At 62.3% G+C, this 17,645-nt stretch carries 9 protein-coding genes; 4 read left to right on the top strand and 5 right to left on the bottom strand.

From position 1 onward, the window contains the following. Positions 1 to 21: 21 nt before the first annotated feature. Entirely contained in the window at positions 22 to 330 is a 309-nt protein-coding gene (locus BX592_RS00045; RefSeq protein WP_134189601.1) for a pilus assembly protein, read from the bottom strand. A 487-nt stretch (positions 331 to 817) separates the two neighbouring features. On the opposite strand from BX592_RS00045, the gene BX592_RS00040 reads away from it, so the two are divergent. After that, on the top strand, positions 818 to 8,770 hold the full coding sequence (locus tag BX592_RS00040) for an ESPR-type extended signal peptide-containing protein (RefSeq protein ID WP_134189600.1): 7,953 nt from the start codon (positions 818 to 820) through the stop codon (positions 8,768 to 8,770). Between the two features lie 97 nt (positions 8,771 to 8,867). Then, positions 8,868 to 9,929 (top strand): OmpA family protein, encoded by a 1,062-nt coding sequence (locus BX592_RS00035; RefSeq protein ID WP_134189599.1) that lies wholly within the window; start codon positions 8,868 to 8,870, stop codon positions 9,927 to 9,929. A 115-nt stretch (positions 9,930 to 10,044) separates the two neighbouring features. Here BX592_RS00035 and BX592_RS00030 read toward each other — a convergent pair whose 3' ends face one another. Further along, the gene (locus tag BX592_RS00030) at positions 10,045 to 10,467 is read right to left on the bottom strand and encodes an Hpt domain-containing protein (RefSeq protein ID WP_134189598.1); all 423 of its coding nucleotides are present in this window, start codon (positions 10,465 to 10,467) and stop codon (positions 10,045 to 10,047) included. A gap of 13 nt (positions 10,468 to 10,480) precedes the next feature. Then, on the bottom strand, positions 10,481 to 11,065 hold the full coding sequence (locus tag BX592_RS00025) for a response regulator (RefSeq protein ID WP_134189978.1): 585 nt from the start codon (positions 11,063 to 11,065) through the stop codon (positions 10,481 to 10,483). 209 nt (positions 11,066 to 11,274) lie between these two features. Between BX592_RS00025 and BX592_RS00020 the strand changes: the two genes are divergently transcribed. Then, on the top strand, positions 11,275 to 11,883 hold the full coding sequence (locus BX592_RS00020; RefSeq protein ID WP_134189597.1) for a response regulator transcription factor: 609 nt from the start codon (positions 11,275 to 11,277) through the stop codon (positions 11,881 to 11,883). A gap of 22 nt (positions 11,884 to 11,905) precedes the next feature. Further along, positions 11,906 to 14,131 (top strand): response regulator, encoded by a 2,226-nt coding sequence (locus BX592_RS00015; RefSeq protein WP_134189596.1) that lies wholly within the window; start codon positions 11,906 to 11,908, stop codon positions 14,129 to 14,131. 97 nt (positions 14,132 to 14,228) lie between these two features. On the opposite strand, the gene acnA is transcribed toward BX592_RS00015, so the two are convergent. Both acnA and BX592_RS00005 read right to left on the bottom strand, forming a co-directional pair. Next, positions 14,229 to 16,946, bottom strand: a complete 2,718-nt coding sequence (gene acnA / locus BX592_RS00010) for an aconitate hydratase AcnA (protein WP_134189595.1) — start codon at positions 16,944 to 16,946, stop codon at positions 14,229 to 14,231. A gap of 48 nt (positions 16,947 to 16,994) precedes the next feature. Continuing rightward, positions 16,995 to 17,645 (bottom strand): MmgE/PrpD family protein (locus BX592_RS00005; RefSeq protein ID WP_208327824.1); only part of this gene is annotated, 651 nt, incomplete at its 5' end.

Raw genomic sequence — 17,645 nt, 5'->3', positions numbered from 1 at the left:
GATCGTTTTGAGCCGCTGGCGTTACTTGCCGTCCGTGCCCGCGTCCATGTTGCCGCCGCTGCCATACGCGCCCATACCCTTGTTTTTGCCAGCGTCGGTCTTCGCGTTGCCCGCGGCGGTTTTCGCGTCATTCACGTCGGTTGCCGAGTCGGTGCCGGACATTTCGTGCGCGAGCCCAGCGGTCTGCTGCCGGATCGTTTTCCCGAACGATGCGTAAACGGCGATTGCGGATACCGCAATCAGCGCCACGATGATGATGTACTCAGTCATACCCTGACCGAGCTGCCTGCTTGTCTTGTGAGCGAGAGAAGGTTTGATGAGTTTGATCATGAAAGTGTCAATGGGCGTGAATGAAAGATTTTTCAGGATTAACTGATTCGTGATTTAAAGATAACTCGATGAAACGTGACTGCAGTGAATTAAATATCCGATCACGTTCACTCGAATTATAAGGAGGTGTCGCGTTAAGAGGCGCGAGAAATTTCTTAACGTGCGCTATATGTTTCGCAAATTCGCTGTCTTGAGAGCGACGCTGTATCAAGTGTTCTTGCTAGTCTTCCTGCCTTCAACCGGATAAGTTGATCGGATACGCTTGACTTGCCATCAAATTCCTTTTTCCGTTTGCATTTTCAGAAAAACCCTACAAACGAGCATCTTTCCCTGATTTTTAAAACCTTCTCGAAAATATAAATTGGCCACGCGAAAAGCCTGTTTCGACCGGATACGTCGATAGACGGGTTTATCGGGAGCCGTCACGCGCAATTAAAAGCGCACGCACGAGGAATTCACCTGTTTTATTTGTGAGAAGGCAAGAGGAATGAACAAGGCGTACAAGTCAGTCTGGAACGAGTCAACCGGCACGTATGTCGCGGCGGCGGAAACCGCTCGATCAGCAGGCAAGAAATCGAATCGCCGCGCGCGCAGCATTGCCACTGCCGCGCTCGCGTCCGCGGCTACGTTTGGAGTGGCCGGCATGTCCTATGCGGCTGATACGTCGACGGTGCCCAAAGTGCCGTCAAACATCGCCAGCGCGAATAGTGCGGCGGCCACTCCCAAGCCGACGAACGACTGGTTCTTCTGTTTTCTATTCTGGTGCGGCGGCGATGGCGGCAGCACGACGAACATCACGTATAACGGCGTCAATGCACAGGAGGCTTATGCGTATACGTACGATCGCAACAACCTCAAGTACTTCCATGTGAATTCCGCGTTGCCCGACTCCTGGGCGAAGGGTAGTGATGCGATTTCGATCGGCGGTGGGGCGCGCGCCAACGGCACCAGTACCGATGGCGTGACTTATGGGTCGGAGGGCGGCAACACCGGCAACGGGCCGGTCGCGATTGGCGCGGCGTCGCTTGCGCAAGGTGCGCAGACCGTTGCGCTGGGGGCCAACGCGCAGGCCAGCGGCCTGTACCACGCCGTTGCGCTGGGCGGTGACGCACAAGCCACGAGCACATACACGACCGCATTGGGCGGGCGCTCGCTAGCGTCGGCGGATGGCTCGACGGCGCTCGGCTCGCACGCGTCCGCGCTTGGCAGCAAGTCAGTCGCGCTCGGCTACGAGTCAGTCGCGACACGCGCGAACACGGTGTCGGTCGGCCGGCAGGGCGGCGAGCGGCAGATCGTCAATGTCGCGGCCGGTAGCGCTGGGACCGATGCGGTTAACGTCAATCAGTTGAATGCCGCGATCGCCAGTATGGGCGGCGGTGGTGTGACGCCGCCCCCGCCGCCGCCCGATCCAACCGACCTCAAATTTTTCCACGCGAATTCGACGCTCGCCGATTCGACAGCCGGGGGCAAAGAATCCGTCGCGATTGGCGGTAATGCGACCGCGCTTGCGTACAACTCGGCGGCGATCGGCTCGAACTCACGCGCTGATCGCGCGAACTCGGTTTCGTTCGGTAGCCCGGGTCTCGAGCGCCAGTTGACGAACGTTGCCGCTGGCACGACCGACACTGACGCAGTCAATCTGCGTCAGTTGAATACGACGGTGCAGAGCGCGATCACAGGCGGCGTGCCGAATCTCGTGCAATACGACACATCCGCGCATACGACGCTGACACTCGGCGGCGTCGGCGCGACGCAGCCCGTGACAGTGTCGAATCTGGCATCGGGCGCAATCACGCAGAACAGCACGGACGCGATCAACGGTTCGCAGATCTTCGCGTTGGCGACCGCAACGAATCAGGGCTTCCAGGAAATCGGCAAGGGCTTCGGCGCGCTTGCGCAGAGCACCGCGAACGCGCTCGGCGGTAGCGCGAGCGCCGATACCGCCGATGGATCGATTACCGCGCCGTCTTATACGGTGGCGGGCAAGACTTATCACAACGTCGGAGCAGCGATCGATGCGCTTTCGGTAAGCGGGAGCGGCGGCAGTTCGGCGGATGCGGTGAAGTACGACGGGTCGTCGCATACCAAGGTGACGCTCGGCGGCGCGACGGCCAGTGCGCCTGTCGCGCTGACGAACGTCGCCGCGGGAAGCGTGTCCGCGACAAGTAGCGATGCGGTGAGCGGCGCGCAGCTATATCAAACGTCGTCGAGCGTCGCGAGCGCGCTGGGCGGTGCGTCGGCCGTGGGTGCGGATGGCCGCGTGTCGACCGCGTATACACTCGATGGCACGACGTACAACAATGTCGGGTCCGCGTTGTCGGCGGTCAATGCGAAGATCGGTTCGGGCTCGGCGAATGGCGTGACTTACGACACGAGCGCGCATGACAAGGTGACGCTCGGTGGCGTGAGCGCGTCGGCGCCCGTGCAGGTGACCAACGTCGCGGCGGCCCGGCTCGATGCGGGCAGCAAGGACGCCGTGAACGGCAGCCAGCTGTTTGCGACGGCAAACAGCGTCGCCAAGGTGGTCGGAGCCGGGTCGAGCGTGAAGCAGGATGGCACGGTGACCGCGCCGTCCTTCACGATTTCAGGCACCACGTACAACGACATCGGCTCCGCGATGAACGCGATTGGTGCGGTCGGCAAGGATGTTCAGGTCACTGCGAAGTACGTCAAGGTGGTGTCGGACGCAAGCGAGTCGATGTCGCTTGGCAGCGAGACGACGGCAATCGGCGGCGGGGCGTTCGCCGCGGGCAATCGAACTCTTGCGATCGGCACGGGCGCTCGCGCGCAGTTCGACGACTCGGTCGCATTGGGTTCGGGCGCGCAGGCGTATGAGGCCAATACGGTGTCGATCGGCCATATCGGCGGCGAGAAGCGCATCACGAATGTCGCGGCTGGCATCAATGCGACCGATGCGGCGACGGTCGGGCAGTTGACGGCGCTCCAGCAGCAATTGACGAAGCAAAGCAATGGCGTGAAGTCGATGGCGCTGCTCGCCGCGGTGCCGGTCACCAACTATATAGCGGTCAGCGCAAATACGACGCCCGGCGCGGCGACTCATGCGTCGGACGATCTGAACGCGATGGCGGTCGGGCCGACGTCGGCGGCGACTGGACCCAACGCAGTCGCGGTCGGCTCGGGCGCGGGCGCGTTGCGCACCGGCTCCACGGCGATCGGCGCGAAAGCGGGCGCGCTGGGTGTCAATACGACGGTGATCGGTGTGGGCGCAACGACCGGTTTCGAGGCGCGCAACGGCGTTGCGATCGGCTATCTGGCCAGTGCGGAAACCGAGGATACGTTAGGTATCGGGACTTCATCGGTGGCGAACGGCGTCGGCTCAGTGGCGATCGGTACGAATGCGGTGACGTTGAACGCGGCGGATAGCGGTGTCGCAATCGGTCGGGGCGCTACCGCCAATGCGTCGACGGCCGTTGCGCTGGGTTCCGGGTCGGTTGCGGATCGCGCGAATTCGGTATCGGTCGGCAATGGCACAAAGCAACGCCAGATCGTCAATGTCGCGGCCGGTACAGCGAAGTTCGATGCGGTCAATGTCGAGCAGTTGACGGGTATCACGACCGCGCTCGGCGGCGGCGCTGCCGTCAATACTAATGGCACCATCAAACAGCCGGCATATACGGTCGGCGGACAGACCTATACGGACGTCGGCTCCGCGATTAACGCTGCTGCGTTGTCCGGAGCGGGCGCGGCCGACGCTGTCAAATACGATACGTCTGCACGCGACAGGGTCACGCTCGGCGGCACCAGTGCGACGAAGCGGGTGACGCTCGCCAATGTCGCGGACGGCAAGGCCGACGCCGACGCAGTGAATGTCAAACAGCTGAAGGATCTCGGCGCGAGTTTTGATAGCGGCGGGAACGTCAACGGCGGCTTCGTCGCATACGACGATTCGACGAAGCAGCAGGTCACGCTTAAGGGTAGCGGTGGCACGAAGATCACCGGCGTACTTGGCGGGACGCTGAGCGCGAGCAGTACGGATGCGGTAAACGGTGCGCAGTTGTTCAAGACGAATCAGGATGTCTCGAACGTTGCCGGCAACGTGACGAATCTGACCAACGTCGTGAACAACATCACGGGCGGTGGCAACGGCGTGAAGTACTTCCACGCGAACTCGACGCTCGCCGATTCATCGGCTGCCGCGGCGAATTCGGTTGCGATCGGTGGCGATGCGCGTGCGACGGCGTCCGGTTCGGTTGCGCTCGGTTCGGGGGCGCTCGCGAATCGTGCAAATACCGTATCAGTGGGTGCGGCAGGGGCGGAGCGTCAGGTCGTCAATGTGGCAGCCGGTACGGTCGATACGGACGCTGTCAACCTGAAGCAGCTGAAGGACCTGGGCGCAAGCTTCGATACGACGGGCGGTGTCAGCGGTTCGTTCGTCGCGTATGACGACACGACGAAAACGCGCGTGACGCTCGGCGGCAAGAGTGCGTCGGTGCCGGTGACGCTGGCCAATGTCGCGGCCGGCAAGGCGGATTCCGACGCGGTGAACCTGAAGCAGCTGAAGGACCTCGGCGCGAGCATCGACACCAGCGGGAACGTGACGACCGCATTTGTTTCCTATGACGACACGACGCGCAGCACGATTACGCTAAAAGGCAGTGGCGGTACGCAGATCACCGGTCTGAAGAGTGGTGCGTTGAATGCAGCGAGCACGGACGCGGTGAATGGCGCGCAGCTTTATCAAACGAATCAGAACGTCACGAACCTGAGCAACGTCGTGAACAACATCACGGGCGGTGGCAACGGCGTGAAGTACTTCCACGCGAACTCGACGCTCGCCGATTCATCGGCTGCCGCGGCGAATTCGGTTGCGATCGGTGGCGATGCGCGTGCGACGGCGTCCGGTTCGGTTGCGCTCGGTTCGGGGGCGCTCGCGAATCGTGCAAATACCGTATCAGTGGGTGCGGCAGGGGCGGAGCGTCAGGTCGTCAATGTGGCAGCCGGTACGGTCGATACGGACGCTGTCAACCTGAAGCAGCTGAAGGACCTGGGCGCAAGCTTCGATACGACGGGCGGCGTCAGCGGTTCGTTCGTCGCGTATGACGACACGACGAAAACGCGCGTGACGCTCGGCGGCAAGAGTGCATCGGCGCCGGTGACGCTGGCCAATGTTGCGGCCGGCAAGGCGGATTCCGACGCGGTGAACCTGAAGCAGCTGAAGGATCTCGGCGCGAGCATCGACACCAGCGGCAATGTAACGTCCGCATTCGTCGCTTACGACGACGCGACGCGCGGCACGGTCACGCTTAAGGGCACGGACGGCACGAAAATCACGCGCGTTGCGGCGGGTACGTTGAGCGCCGCGAGCACGGACGCCGTGAACGGCGCGCAGTTGTTCCAGACGAATCAGAACGTCGCAAGCGTGACTGGCAACGTGACGAATCTGACCAACGTCGTGAACAACATCACCAATGGCAGCGGGATCAAATATTTCAGCGCGAACTCGACGCTCGATGCGGCCGTTGCGACCGGGATGGATTCCGTCGCGATCGGTGGTAATGCGCGTGCGACCAGTGCGAATTCCGTCGCGCTCGGTGCGAGTTCGCTGACCGTTTCGAACCTCAGTGCACCGGCTTACCAGCCGGGCTCGCTCGAACTCGCCGGTATCGCCCCGGCGGGTGAAGTGTCCGTGGGTTCAATCGGCAAGGAGCGCCGTGTGACCAACGTTGCGGCGGGTTCGTCGGGCACCGACGCAGTCAACGTGAGCCAGTTGAAGTCGGCGGTTGCGGCAAGTTCGTCTGCGAGCCTCGCGAGTGCAGTGCTCTACGACACGTCCGCACACGATTCCGTCACGCTCGGCGGCACGGCGGCCGTGGCGCCGGTCGCATTGAAGAACGTGGGCGCTGGCCAGCTTGCGGCTGCCAGCCGCGATGCGGTGAATGGCTCGCAACTGTTCAATACCGCGACGACCACTGCGGCGGCGCTCGGCGGTGGCGCGGTAGCGGGCGCCGACGGCATGATCAAAGCGCCGACGTACAACGTCAGCGGCAAAACGTACGGCGACGTCGGCTCGGCGCTTGCGGCGGTCGGTTATACGGTCGATACGATCAATTCGAACGTGACGTCCGCGACGAAGTACATCAGTGTGGCCGCGCCGGACGACGATCCGTCCACACCGGAGGCCAAAGCGACGGGCGGCAGTGCGGTTGCGATCGGCAGCGGCGCGCTGGCGGGCGCCGATCAATCGATCGCGATCGGCGCGGGTGCGGGTACGCCGCAAGGAAAAGGCAACGTCGCGCTCGGTCTGAGCGCCATTGCGTCTGCCGATGGCGCGATGGCGATGGGGAGCAATGCAAAGGCTCGAAATGTCGATTCGATCGCGATCGGGCACAACGCGGTGACGGAGTTCGACAACTCGATTGCGATTGGTATGGGGTCGAGGACGGACGCTGCCAATGTGGTGTCCGTCGGCAATTCGGTTAGCCAGCGGCGCATAACGCATGTTGCGGATGGTATCGATGCGACCGACGCGGCGACGGTCGGACAACTGGCTGCGTTGAAGCAACAGGTGGTCAAGCAGACCGCGGGTGTTCAGTCGATGCTGCTCGGTGCGAAGCCGGTGACCGACTTTATCGCGGTGAGCTCGAACACGACGCCGGGCGCGGCCACGCATGCATCCGACGATCTGAACGCGATGGCTGTCGGGCCGACGTCGGCGGCGACCGGGCCGGACGCGTTGGCGGTCGGCGCAGGCGCGGGCGCGATGCGTACCGGCTCAACCGCGATCGGTTCGAAAGCGGGCGCACTGGGTGTCAATACAACGGTGATCGGCGTTGGCGCAACCACCGGCTTCGAGGCGAGAAACAGCGTCGCGATCGGGTATAAGGCGAGCGCGGAGCGCGAGGATGTGCTCGCCGTCGGTAGCTCGGCGATTGCATCCGGCGTCAATACGGTCGCGCTCGGCTCGGCCTCTGTTGCAGAGCGGGCGAACACGGTTTCCGTCGGCAATGCGACGTTGCAGCGGCAAATCATCAACGTCGGTGCGGGCACCGGCAACTTTGACGCGGTCAATGTGAACCAGTTGAAGGGTGCGCTCGCGGCACTAGGTGGCGGCGCGCGGCTCGACGATACCGGAGCGGTTCAGGCGCCGAAGTACACGATTGGTGGGCAGACCTACACGGACGTCGGTGCGGCGCTTACAGCGGCATCGACGATGGGTAGCGGCAGTGACGACGCGGTCACGTACGACACGTCCGCGCACAACCGGGTCAGCCTCGGTGGCACCGGCGCCAGCGCCCCGGTCATGCTGACCAACCTCGCGGCCGGCGCGGTGACGGCATCGAGCAAGGATGCGATCAATGGCGCGCAGTTGTACGGTACCGCGGATTCGCTCGCGAGTGCGCTGGGCGGCGGCGCGAAAGTAGGCGTGGACGGCAAGGTGACGAAGCCGACTTACTCGATCAACGGTGGCACCTACGACAACGTCGGCACCGCGTTCAATGCAGTTGACTCCGCGCTCGCGTCGGGTTATCAGGGCCCCGGAGCGGTTGTGTACGACTCGACAAAGCGCAACAGGGTCACGCTGGGCGGTGTGGGCACAAGCGGGCCGGTCACCGTGACCAACGTCGCCGATGCGAAATCCGACCTCGACGCCGTGAACCTGAAGCAACTGAAAGCGGCAGGCATCACGGTCGATCCGGGCACTGGCGTGGTGACCAACGCGTTCGTTGCGTATGACAACGCGTCGAAGTCCAGTGTGACGTTGAACGCCGGTGGGTCCGCGACGCAACTGAAAAACGTCGCTGACGGTGTCGATCAGTTCGATGCGGTCAACGTCCGGCAGATGCAGTCGTACGTCACGACTCAGATCAGCAGCTTCACGCCGCCGACCCCGACGGTGGTGGTCAATGATCTGCCGACCGGCACCGCTAGCGGTGACGCGATTGCGATCGGTAACGGTTCGGTTGCGTCGGGTACCGCGGCGATCGCGATTGGCGCACGCACCGTGACCGCCGGCAACCAGTCCGTTGCGCTTGGCGTGGGCGCATCCGCGCCCGCGACGAACTCGGTTGCGCTCGGCGCGAATGCCGTCGCCGACCGCGACAACACGGTATCGGTCGGTTCACCCGGCGCGGAGCGTCAGATCACTAACGTGGCGGCCGGATCGGCGCCGACCGATGCGGTCAATGTCGGTCAGTTGGGCAGCGCGGTCAACGGCATCCAGAGCCGGATCAACGACATGGATCGCGACAATCGCCGCGGTATCGCTGCCGCGTCCGCACTCAACGTCGTCACGCCTTATCTGCCGGGCCGCACGACTCTTAACGCGGGCGTTGCCGGCTATCGCGGCACCGCGGCGCTCGGGATTGGTGTCTCGCGCTGGAACGACAAGGGGACGGTCAACTACAACCTCGGCGTATCGAGCGCGGGCGGTAACAGCACCATCGTGCGCGCGGGCGTCGGCATCGTATTCGGCAACTAGGGCGAAGCGAGGCCCTGATCTGAATTCCGATACATCGGTGTAGCTGACCGGGCCGCGCGGGGCTTCCCGCGCGGCCCATTCTTGATGGAACACGAACATGAAGTATTCATTGATCTCGCTGGCGTGTGCGGCGCTGCTTGCCGGATGCTCGGCATCCACGACCCGCGACCAGCTGCAAGTGCAGAATCCGACCGTGTTGCAGACCGGTTTCGGTGCGACGCAGGACAGTGCCGCCGGCGCCGCGACTTCACAATGGCTCGACACCTATCGTGGCGCGGACAACCGCCGGATGGCGGATACCGTGCAGAAGCGGCTGCAGGCGCTCGGCGCGCGCAAGGACAACTATTTCGGCGCGAAGGCGCAGTGCTGGGCCGATGCCGCGCAGCAGGAACGCGGCCAGTTCAATCACTGGGGGTTTATCGAAGAGGCGTTGCGCGAGGCGGATCGTCTGACCACGTCGCTTGAAACCGGCAACGGTCTCGTCGCGGATAATCCGGAGCTACGCACGGCGACGGTCGTGCGTCCGGACGTCTGGCAGAAAATCCTCACCGCGAAGGCGTCGCCGCAGTTTCCGACATGCATCGAAGCGCAACGTCTGACAGCCTGTTCAGAGGTCGACATGATGCATGCGGGTCACGAAGCGTGGACGCGCGATTTCACGGATAGCGCGCAGCGCGTTGAACGGGTCGTGCAGACGCTGCCCGGCATCGATGCGGCACTCGATGCATGCAAACCGCCGCCACCGCCACCGCCGAAGATCGAGCCGAAGATTACGCTGCGTGGCGATACGACATTCCGGTTCGACCGCGGCGATGTGGCCGGCATGTTGCCCGATGGACGTGAGCGGCTCGATCGGCTGATCGATGATCTGAAGCAGGTCGATGACGTCAGCACCATCGGCATCGACGGCTATACCGATCGCATCGGCAGCGACGCGTACAACCGGCAGCTGTCGAAACAGCGTGCCGATTCAGTCCGGCATTATCTGCAGCAGGGCGGCGTCAACGTACCGATGACGGCGCGCGGCCACGGCAAGGCTGACCCTGTCGTGCAGTGTGACGAGACGGACCGTCAACAGCTGATCGAGTGCCTTGCGCCGAATCGCCGCGTGGAGATGAACTTCAAGCGCACCGGTCCGGCTAGCGGCGGCGGCCAATAGCCGGTAACGGAGCCTGAATATTGCCGTGGCTACCGGGCGACGTGTGGTCCGGTAGCTGCCACCGCGCGCGGACGTCGCGCAGGCGGGGGCGCGGCGCCCGGGTCAAATCGATCAGTCAGTCATCCGGATCCGACGGCCCGGAGGGTTCCGTCTGATCCGATCCATCGAAGGTTCGATAAACAGCCGCGAAGCCAAGTTCGACTTGCAATAGCGCGGCGCCTGCTCGCGTTGCATCGCATCGATGGCAATACATTTCGAGCGCGCCGCATGCGCTAACCGTTTCATCGGCATTCAATATGCGCGCGATTCCCTTCATCCTGTGCGCAATGAACTTCGCTCGGGCGAAGTCGCCGGTATTCAGCGCGGCGATCGCGTCGTGAAGATCCACCAGGGTGGTTTCAATCAGCAACTCGCGTAGGTCTGCAGGGCCGTGGTGGATCAGATCGGACCAGCGACACGAGTCCTCGTCGTCCTGTTGCGTGTTGGCGGACCGCGCGAGGCTGGACCGCCTCGATTTTTCATCGTGATTGACGGACATGACGCGAAACCGGTTAGTGCCCGATGCCGTTCGACTTCGCGTATTCGACGAGGTCGACGACGGTGCGAAGCGCGAGCTTGCGCATGAGACGTGATTTGTAGGTGCTCACCGTTTTCGGGCTGATGCCGAGTGACGCTGCAATCGACATGTTGCTGATACCGCGTATGAGCAGTCTCAACACGGCCGTTTCGCGTTCGGAGAGCACGACACCAAGCCCCCTGGCGGTGTCGGAAGCGAAGCAGGTATACCCCGCGAGAACGAGACGCGCACTGGCAAGCAACTCGGACGGTTCGCGTACCTTGCTGACAAAGCCGTGGGCGCCCGCCTTCTTTGCATGCGCAGCGTGAATGCGTTCATCGGCCGACGAGAAGACGAGAACCCTCATCTCGGGCCTCACCCGCCGCAATGCGGGTATCAGTTCGATACCATCGAGGTCTGGCAAGCGCAAGTCGACGATCGCAAGCTGCGGCGCGGCGGTCTCGCTCAGTTGCAGCGCTTGCTCTGCCGTTCCTGCTTCGGCGACTACGTTGAATTCGCTGGTTTCGCCGAACACCTGACGAAGTGCGCGACGCATCGCGGGGTGATCGTCGATGACCATAATGCTGGAACGCGGCATGGACATAATGGATATGTGTCAGACTCGAAGCCGGTTTGTAGGAAAAATCATACGGACAATACTGATGTATCGTGCTTTATGATAAGGAATGCATATCGTATGTGTTTGTTATAATCCTACCTGATTTTGATGATTTATCCACCTGATTTTAACTGCGTCAAATTCTGAATCAGCGAAAATGAGGATTGTTAATGAAAAGAATCGTCATTGTCGATGACCATCCGATAGTGCGCGGAACGGTGGCCAGCATGCTCGCGACCGATCCTGAAATGCAGGTCGTCGGCGAATGTGGTGACGGAGAGCATGGGCTGAAAATGATTCTTTCCGAAACCCCCGATCTCGCCATTCTCGATCTTGACTTACCCCGACTGGACGGACTTTCGATGATCCGTCAAATTCGTGCACAAAATGAATCCATTCGCATGCTGGTCTTGTCTGCAAAGCCGGAACAGGTGATGGCCGCCCATACTCGGCTCGCGGGCGCAAATGGCTACGTTAGCAAAGCGCGCGAGCTCGGTGAATTATTGACTGCGGCACGTACCGTATTGTTCGGTTACGACTGCTTCCCGGCGGAGGCAGGTAACGCAAATCGGGAGGGCGGTCTCGAATGCCTGTCTCCCCGCGAGGTGGAGGTATTGCAGTACCTCGCACGTGGGATAAGTAACAAGGAAATTTCAAGCAGATTAAGTCTGAGCGATAAAACGGTCAGTACGTACAAGTGTCGTATTCGAGAAAAACTGGGACTCTCATCCCTTGCCGGCATGATCGACTTCGCGGCGCACCACAAGCTGATCGACTAACTCGCCCGCCCGAACTGGAAAGATGAGTCAGCCCCTGACCCCGCTGCGCCCGTCGCTGCTCGCGCGCCGTCTGTGTGATTTCGCGCATGCCTGTGCAGCCAGGCATGCGGCGGCACTCGTGTCCGCATGTGCATTCGCGTTGCTTGGCGCACCGTTGACCGGTCTCGTGGTGGCGGCGCTGATCGCGACGCTGCGTTCGCGCGCGACGCTTGAGATTACGCTGCGCCGCTTGCGCAACGCCGAAGATGAACTGAACCAACTGCGCGTTGAAGTTGCCGCCGCACAGGCTCGTGCGGAGAATCTGAAGCTCGAAGCACAGCGGCGATCGGCGGTGGCCGCAATCGAACACGAACGTGAACGTGCGCGCGTCGCGGAGCATGTTCAGCGCGTTGTTTGCGATCCCGCCCGGGCGATCGCCGGAATGCTGAACGGGGCGGGCGTACAGGCCACACATTGTCCCGCACAGCTTATCGACGCATCGTTCGGATATCTGATTCACTCGGCAATCACGACGTTTGCACAAAACATCCATGATGTGTTCGATCCGCCGCCCGGCGATGCGCGTTCGATCGTGCTCGACGAATCCCCAGTCGACTTGTGCGACGTGATCGATGCCGCAGTGGCGCTGCTTGCGCCGCGAGCGATTGCGAAGGGGTTGCAGATGCGCGTTTGCGTCGACCGGTCGCTCGCGGCATCGGTGCTGGGCGACCGCCAGCGCATCGGCCAGATCGTGTTTAATCTGCTGGACGCGGCGATCTCGTTCACGAGCGTTGGGCGGCTCACCCTCGCGTCGAGCGCCGAGACGTTGAATGCGGGTTCCCAGCGCGTGTTCATTGGGGTCAGCGGCGCGCAGCCTGGTGCACGATTCGATGTGCCGACGGCGACCGATTGCGCGGTGCCGGACCGCAGCGATGCGCAGGGCGACCCGGATCTTGCGCTGTGCCGCGTGCTAGCCGAGCGCATGGGCGGCAATATCGAAGTCGGCAACAGCGCGGCCTTTGGCCTATGTATCGCATTTCACGCGCCCTTCACCGTTGAGCGTCCCAGCTCTTCGCCGGCATCGAATGAAAGCCGGCGACGCGCGGTGATCGAACTGCCCGCGTGCGATGAACGCGTTGCGCTGTGCGATCTGCTCGACAAGCTCGGTGTTGACGTCGTGCCGGCAGGTGCGCCTGCGCCTGCGCAGGTCGATTTCTGGTTCACCGACGAGCACATGCCGGCTTCCGGATTGCCACATGCTACACGTGTCGTTTCGGTAACCGAAGCATTTATTCCAGGCGGCGTGAGCGAAGCGGATGGCCGTTTCACATTGTCAGTGAATCCACTGTGCTGGAGCGCTGTTCAACGCGTCTGCGCGTCGCGAAGCGTCGATCGGCCGGTGCCTGAAAGGCGGTTGCCGATGCATGACACGCAAGCGCATGCGCGGACTGTCGGGCAGCGCACCGTGCTGGTCGTCGACGACAACGAGATCAACCGCAAAGTGGTGGCGCGACAACTCGATGTGCTCGGATATCGCTGCGTCACCATGCCGGGCGTCGAGCCGGCGGTAGCCGCCATGGCGCGGCAGGACTTCGATCTGTTGATTACCGATCTGCATATGCCGGGCTCAAATGGTGTTGAGTTTGCCGCGCAAGTGCGCGCGATGAACCGAAACACGCGGCGCAAGTTGCCGGTCGTGCTGGTGACAGGCGAAACAGACACCGCCAATAGTACTGATGTGCCCGCGGCACTGTTCGACGCCGTGTTGCCTAAGCCGGCCGGTCTTGATGCGTTGCGCGCGTGCCTGAACACGCTATTCGACGAATCCCCGTTGAACGCCGCGCACGACGGGGCCGAACAGGAAGAACAGCTTGATCGCCGCCATCTCGATGCGCTATCGGAGCACGGCATCGACGTTCGCGAAGTGGTGAGCGGTTGGCAACAGGCGATGGAAGAAGACCTGATGTATCTGCACGCGTGCCGTGAACGTGGCGATTCCGATGGATTGCATGCACTGTTGCATCGGTTGAGCGGCGCGCTCGGTGTGGTCGGCGCAACCGGGTTGATGGAGGATGTGCGACAGGCCGGCGCGATGCGGCCGCAGCCGTCGCCCGCGTTAATCGACAGTCTCGTCGCACGGATGCGCGTGTTGATCGCGCAACTGCAACGCGGCGTCGACGCGCAGGGGCAAACGTATGACCAGACGGATGACCATACGCATCGCGAACAGACGACGCCGCTATCCGGCGCCGTCGCCGCCGGACCATAAAAAGCGAACCATAAAAAAGCCCAGCAATACTGGGCCTAAAGTCACCGCGTCCCATAGAGAGACGCGGCACCTGCAAAACACAACGCTAACAGTGCGCTTATGCAGCGAGCAGCGAGCGCAGCACGAACGGCAGAATCCCGCCGTGCTTGTAGTAGTCGACTTCGATCGGCGTATCGATGCGCAGCAGTACCGGCACGCGCTTCGTTTCGCCGTTCTTGCGATGAATCACCAGCGTGACTTCCTGTTGCGGCTTGAAGTCGTCGGCGAGGTCTTCGACGTCGTACGTTTCCTCGCCAGTGATGCCTAGCGACTGGATGCTGTCCGAGCCCTTGAACTGCAGCGGCAGCACGCCCATGCCGACCAGATTCGAGCGGTGGATACGCTCGAAGCTACGCGCAACGACCACCTTCACGCCGAGCAACTGTGTGCCCTTGGCCGCCCAGTCGCGCGACGAGCCGGTGCCGTACTCTTCGCCGGCGAACACGAACGTCGGCGTGTCTTCGCCGATGTACTTCATCGCTGCGTCATAGATGAACATCTGTTCGCCGCTCGGCTGGTGGATCGTCAGGCCGCCTTCGACGCGCGTGCCGTCCGCCTTCGCCGGAATCATCAGGTTCTTGATGCGCACGTTCGCGAAGGTGCCGCGCATCATCACGTCGTGGTTGCCGCGGCGCGAGCCGTAGCTATTAAAGTCGGCTTTCTGCACGCCGTTTTCCTTCAGCCACTTGCCGGCCGGCGAGTCTTCCTTGATCGAGCCCGCCGGGCTGATGTGGTCGGTCGTCACCGAGTCGCCGAAGATACCGAGCGCACGGCCGCCCTTGACCGCGGCGATGCTCGACGACGGCTCCATCGAGAAGTCGTCTCCGAAGAACGGCGGCTCGGCGATGTACGTCGACTTCGGCCAGTCGTAGACCTGGCCTTCAGCGCCCTCGATCTTGCTCCACAGGTCGCCCTTCTTCGTGAGCTGCGAATAGTTCGAGCGGAACGCGTCGGCATCCAGCGCGAACTTCAACAGCGCATTGACTTCTTCGCTCGACGGCCAGATGTCGCCGAGGTAGATGTCCTTGCCGCCCGAGCCCTTGCCGACCGGCTCGGTCATCAGGTCGCGCGTGATATTGCCGGCGATCGCGTACGCGACGACGAGCGGCGGCGACGCGAGGAAGTTCGCGCGGATATTCGGGTGGATACGCGCTTCGAAGTTACGGTTGCCCGACAGCACAGCCGCCGCGACGATATCGTTCTTCGTGATCGCTTCGTTCAGCTCCGGCGTGAGGTCGCCGGCGTTGCCGATACAGGTCGTGCAGCCGTATGCGGCGAGCGTGAAGCCGAGCTTGTCCAGGTACTGCAGCAGGTTCGTCTTCGTCAGGTACTCGGTGACGATACGCGACCCCGGTGCGAGCGACGTCTTGATGTGCGGCGCGACCGTCAGGCCGGCTTCAACCGCCTTCTTCGCGAGCAGGCCGGCCGCGAGCAGCACGCTCGGATTCGACGTGTTCGTGCACGACGTAATCGCGGCGATCAGGATGTCGCCGTTCTTCACGTTAACGCCATTGCTGGTCGTGTATTGCGCGTCGAGGTCCGCGGCCTTCTTCGCGAAACCGTTTTCACCGACCGGCTTCGAGAACAGGTCCTTGAACGTCGACTTCACATTGCCGATTTCGATGCGGTCTTGCGGGCGCTTCGGACCGGCGAGCGACGGAGCGACCGAGCCCAGGTCGAGCTTGACGATCTTCGTGAAGTCGATTTCGCCCTCGCCCGGCACGCCGTACAGTTCCTGTGCCTTGAAGTAGTTTTCGAACGCGGCGATTTCCGCGTCGGTGCGGCCGGTACCCTTGAAGAAGTCGATGGTCTTTTCGTCGACCGGGAAGAAGCCCATCGTCGCACCGTATTCCGGCGCCATGTTGCCGATCGTCGCGCGGTCCGGCACGGACAGCGAGCGCGTGCCTTCGCCGAAGAACTCGACGAACTTGCCGACGACTTTTTCCTTGCGCAGCAGTTCGGTGATCGTCAGCACGAGGTCGGTCGCGGTGACGCCTTCGCGCAGCTTGCCGGTCAGGTGCACGCCAACCACGTCCGGCGTCAGGAAGTACACCGGCTGGCCGAGCATGCCAGCTTCCGCTTCAATACCGCCCACACCCCAGCCGACTACGCCGATGCCGTTGATCATCGTCGTGTGGCTGTCGGTGCCGACCAGCGAATCCGGGTAGTACACGGTGTCGCCGTTATCGGTCTTCTTGTGCACGCCGCGTGCGAGGTACTCGAGGTTCACCTGGTGCACGATGCCGACGCCCGGCGGCACGACCTTGAACGTGTCGAACGCCTGCATGCCCCACTTCATGAACTGGTAGCGCTCGTTGTTGCGCTGGAATTCCAGCTTCATGTTCAGGTCGAGCGCGCCCTTCTCGCGGAAGTGATCGATCTGCACCGAGTGGTCGACGACCAGGTCGACCGGCACGAGTGGCTCGATCGACTTCGGGTTCTTGCCCGCACGCTCGGCGACGCCGCGCATTGCTGCGATGTCGGCGAGCAGCGGCACGCCGGTGAAGTCCTGCAGCACGACACGCGACACGACGAACGGAATTTCGTCGACGCGCGCGGCGTTCGGTTTCCAGCTCGCCAGTTGCTCGATATGTTCTTCGGTGATCTTCTTGCCGTCGTAGTTACGCAGCACCGATTCCAGCACGATGCGGATCGAGACGGGCAGTCGCTCGATCTTGATGTTCAGTGCTTTGCCAAGTTGCGGCAGCGAATAGTACTTGCCTTTGCCGGAACCGCTGTCGAATTCCTTGAGCGTTTTGTGGAGGTTGTGGGCCATGGTATTTTCCTGGGGTTTTCGAGGAAATGACGTTGCTACGTTTCTGAACTAAATAACGTACAGATCGACGTATTCATTCACCGGCATCGCTTCGAGCGTTGCCTGGTCCAGCGACACGTTGAGAATCGCCTGTTGTTGTTTCACCGGGAAACGCCGCGCGAGGTTCGTACGGAATTTCTCGACCAGCAGCGGGATGCCGTCGGCGCGGCGGCGCTTGTGGCCGATCGGGTATTCGACGGCCACTTCGTCGAGCTTCGTGCCGTCGCTGAACTCGATGGTCAGCGCGTTGGCAATCGAACGCTTCTCGGGGTCGTGATAATCCTTCGTGTACTGCGGGTCCTCGACGCATTCGATCTTCGCGCGCAACGCGTCGATGCGCGGGTCCTGCGCGATCGCATCTTCGTAGTCGGCCGCGGTCAGGCGCCCGAAGATCAGCGGCACGGCGACCATGTACTGGATGCAGTGGTCGCGATCGGCCGGGTTGTTCAGCGGCCCCTTCTTGTCGATGATGCGGATCGCCGCTTCATGCGTGCGGATCGTGATCTTCGCGATGTCCTCGACGCGCCTGCCGTTCGCGGCAAGCTGACCGTGCAGCGTCATTGCTGCTTCCACCGCGGTCTGCGAATGGAACTCGGCCGGAAACGAGATCTTGAACAGCACGTTCTCCATCACGTACGAGCCGTACGGACGCTGGAACGC

This window comes from Paraburkholderia rhizosphaerae, assembly GCF_004366595.1.
In the GTDB taxonomy this organism is placed as follows: Bacteria; Pseudomonadota; Gammaproteobacteria; order Burkholderiales; family Burkholderiaceae; genus Paraburkholderia; species Paraburkholderia rhizosphaerae.
This window is presented reverse-complemented; position numbering and strand designations above follow the sequence as displayed.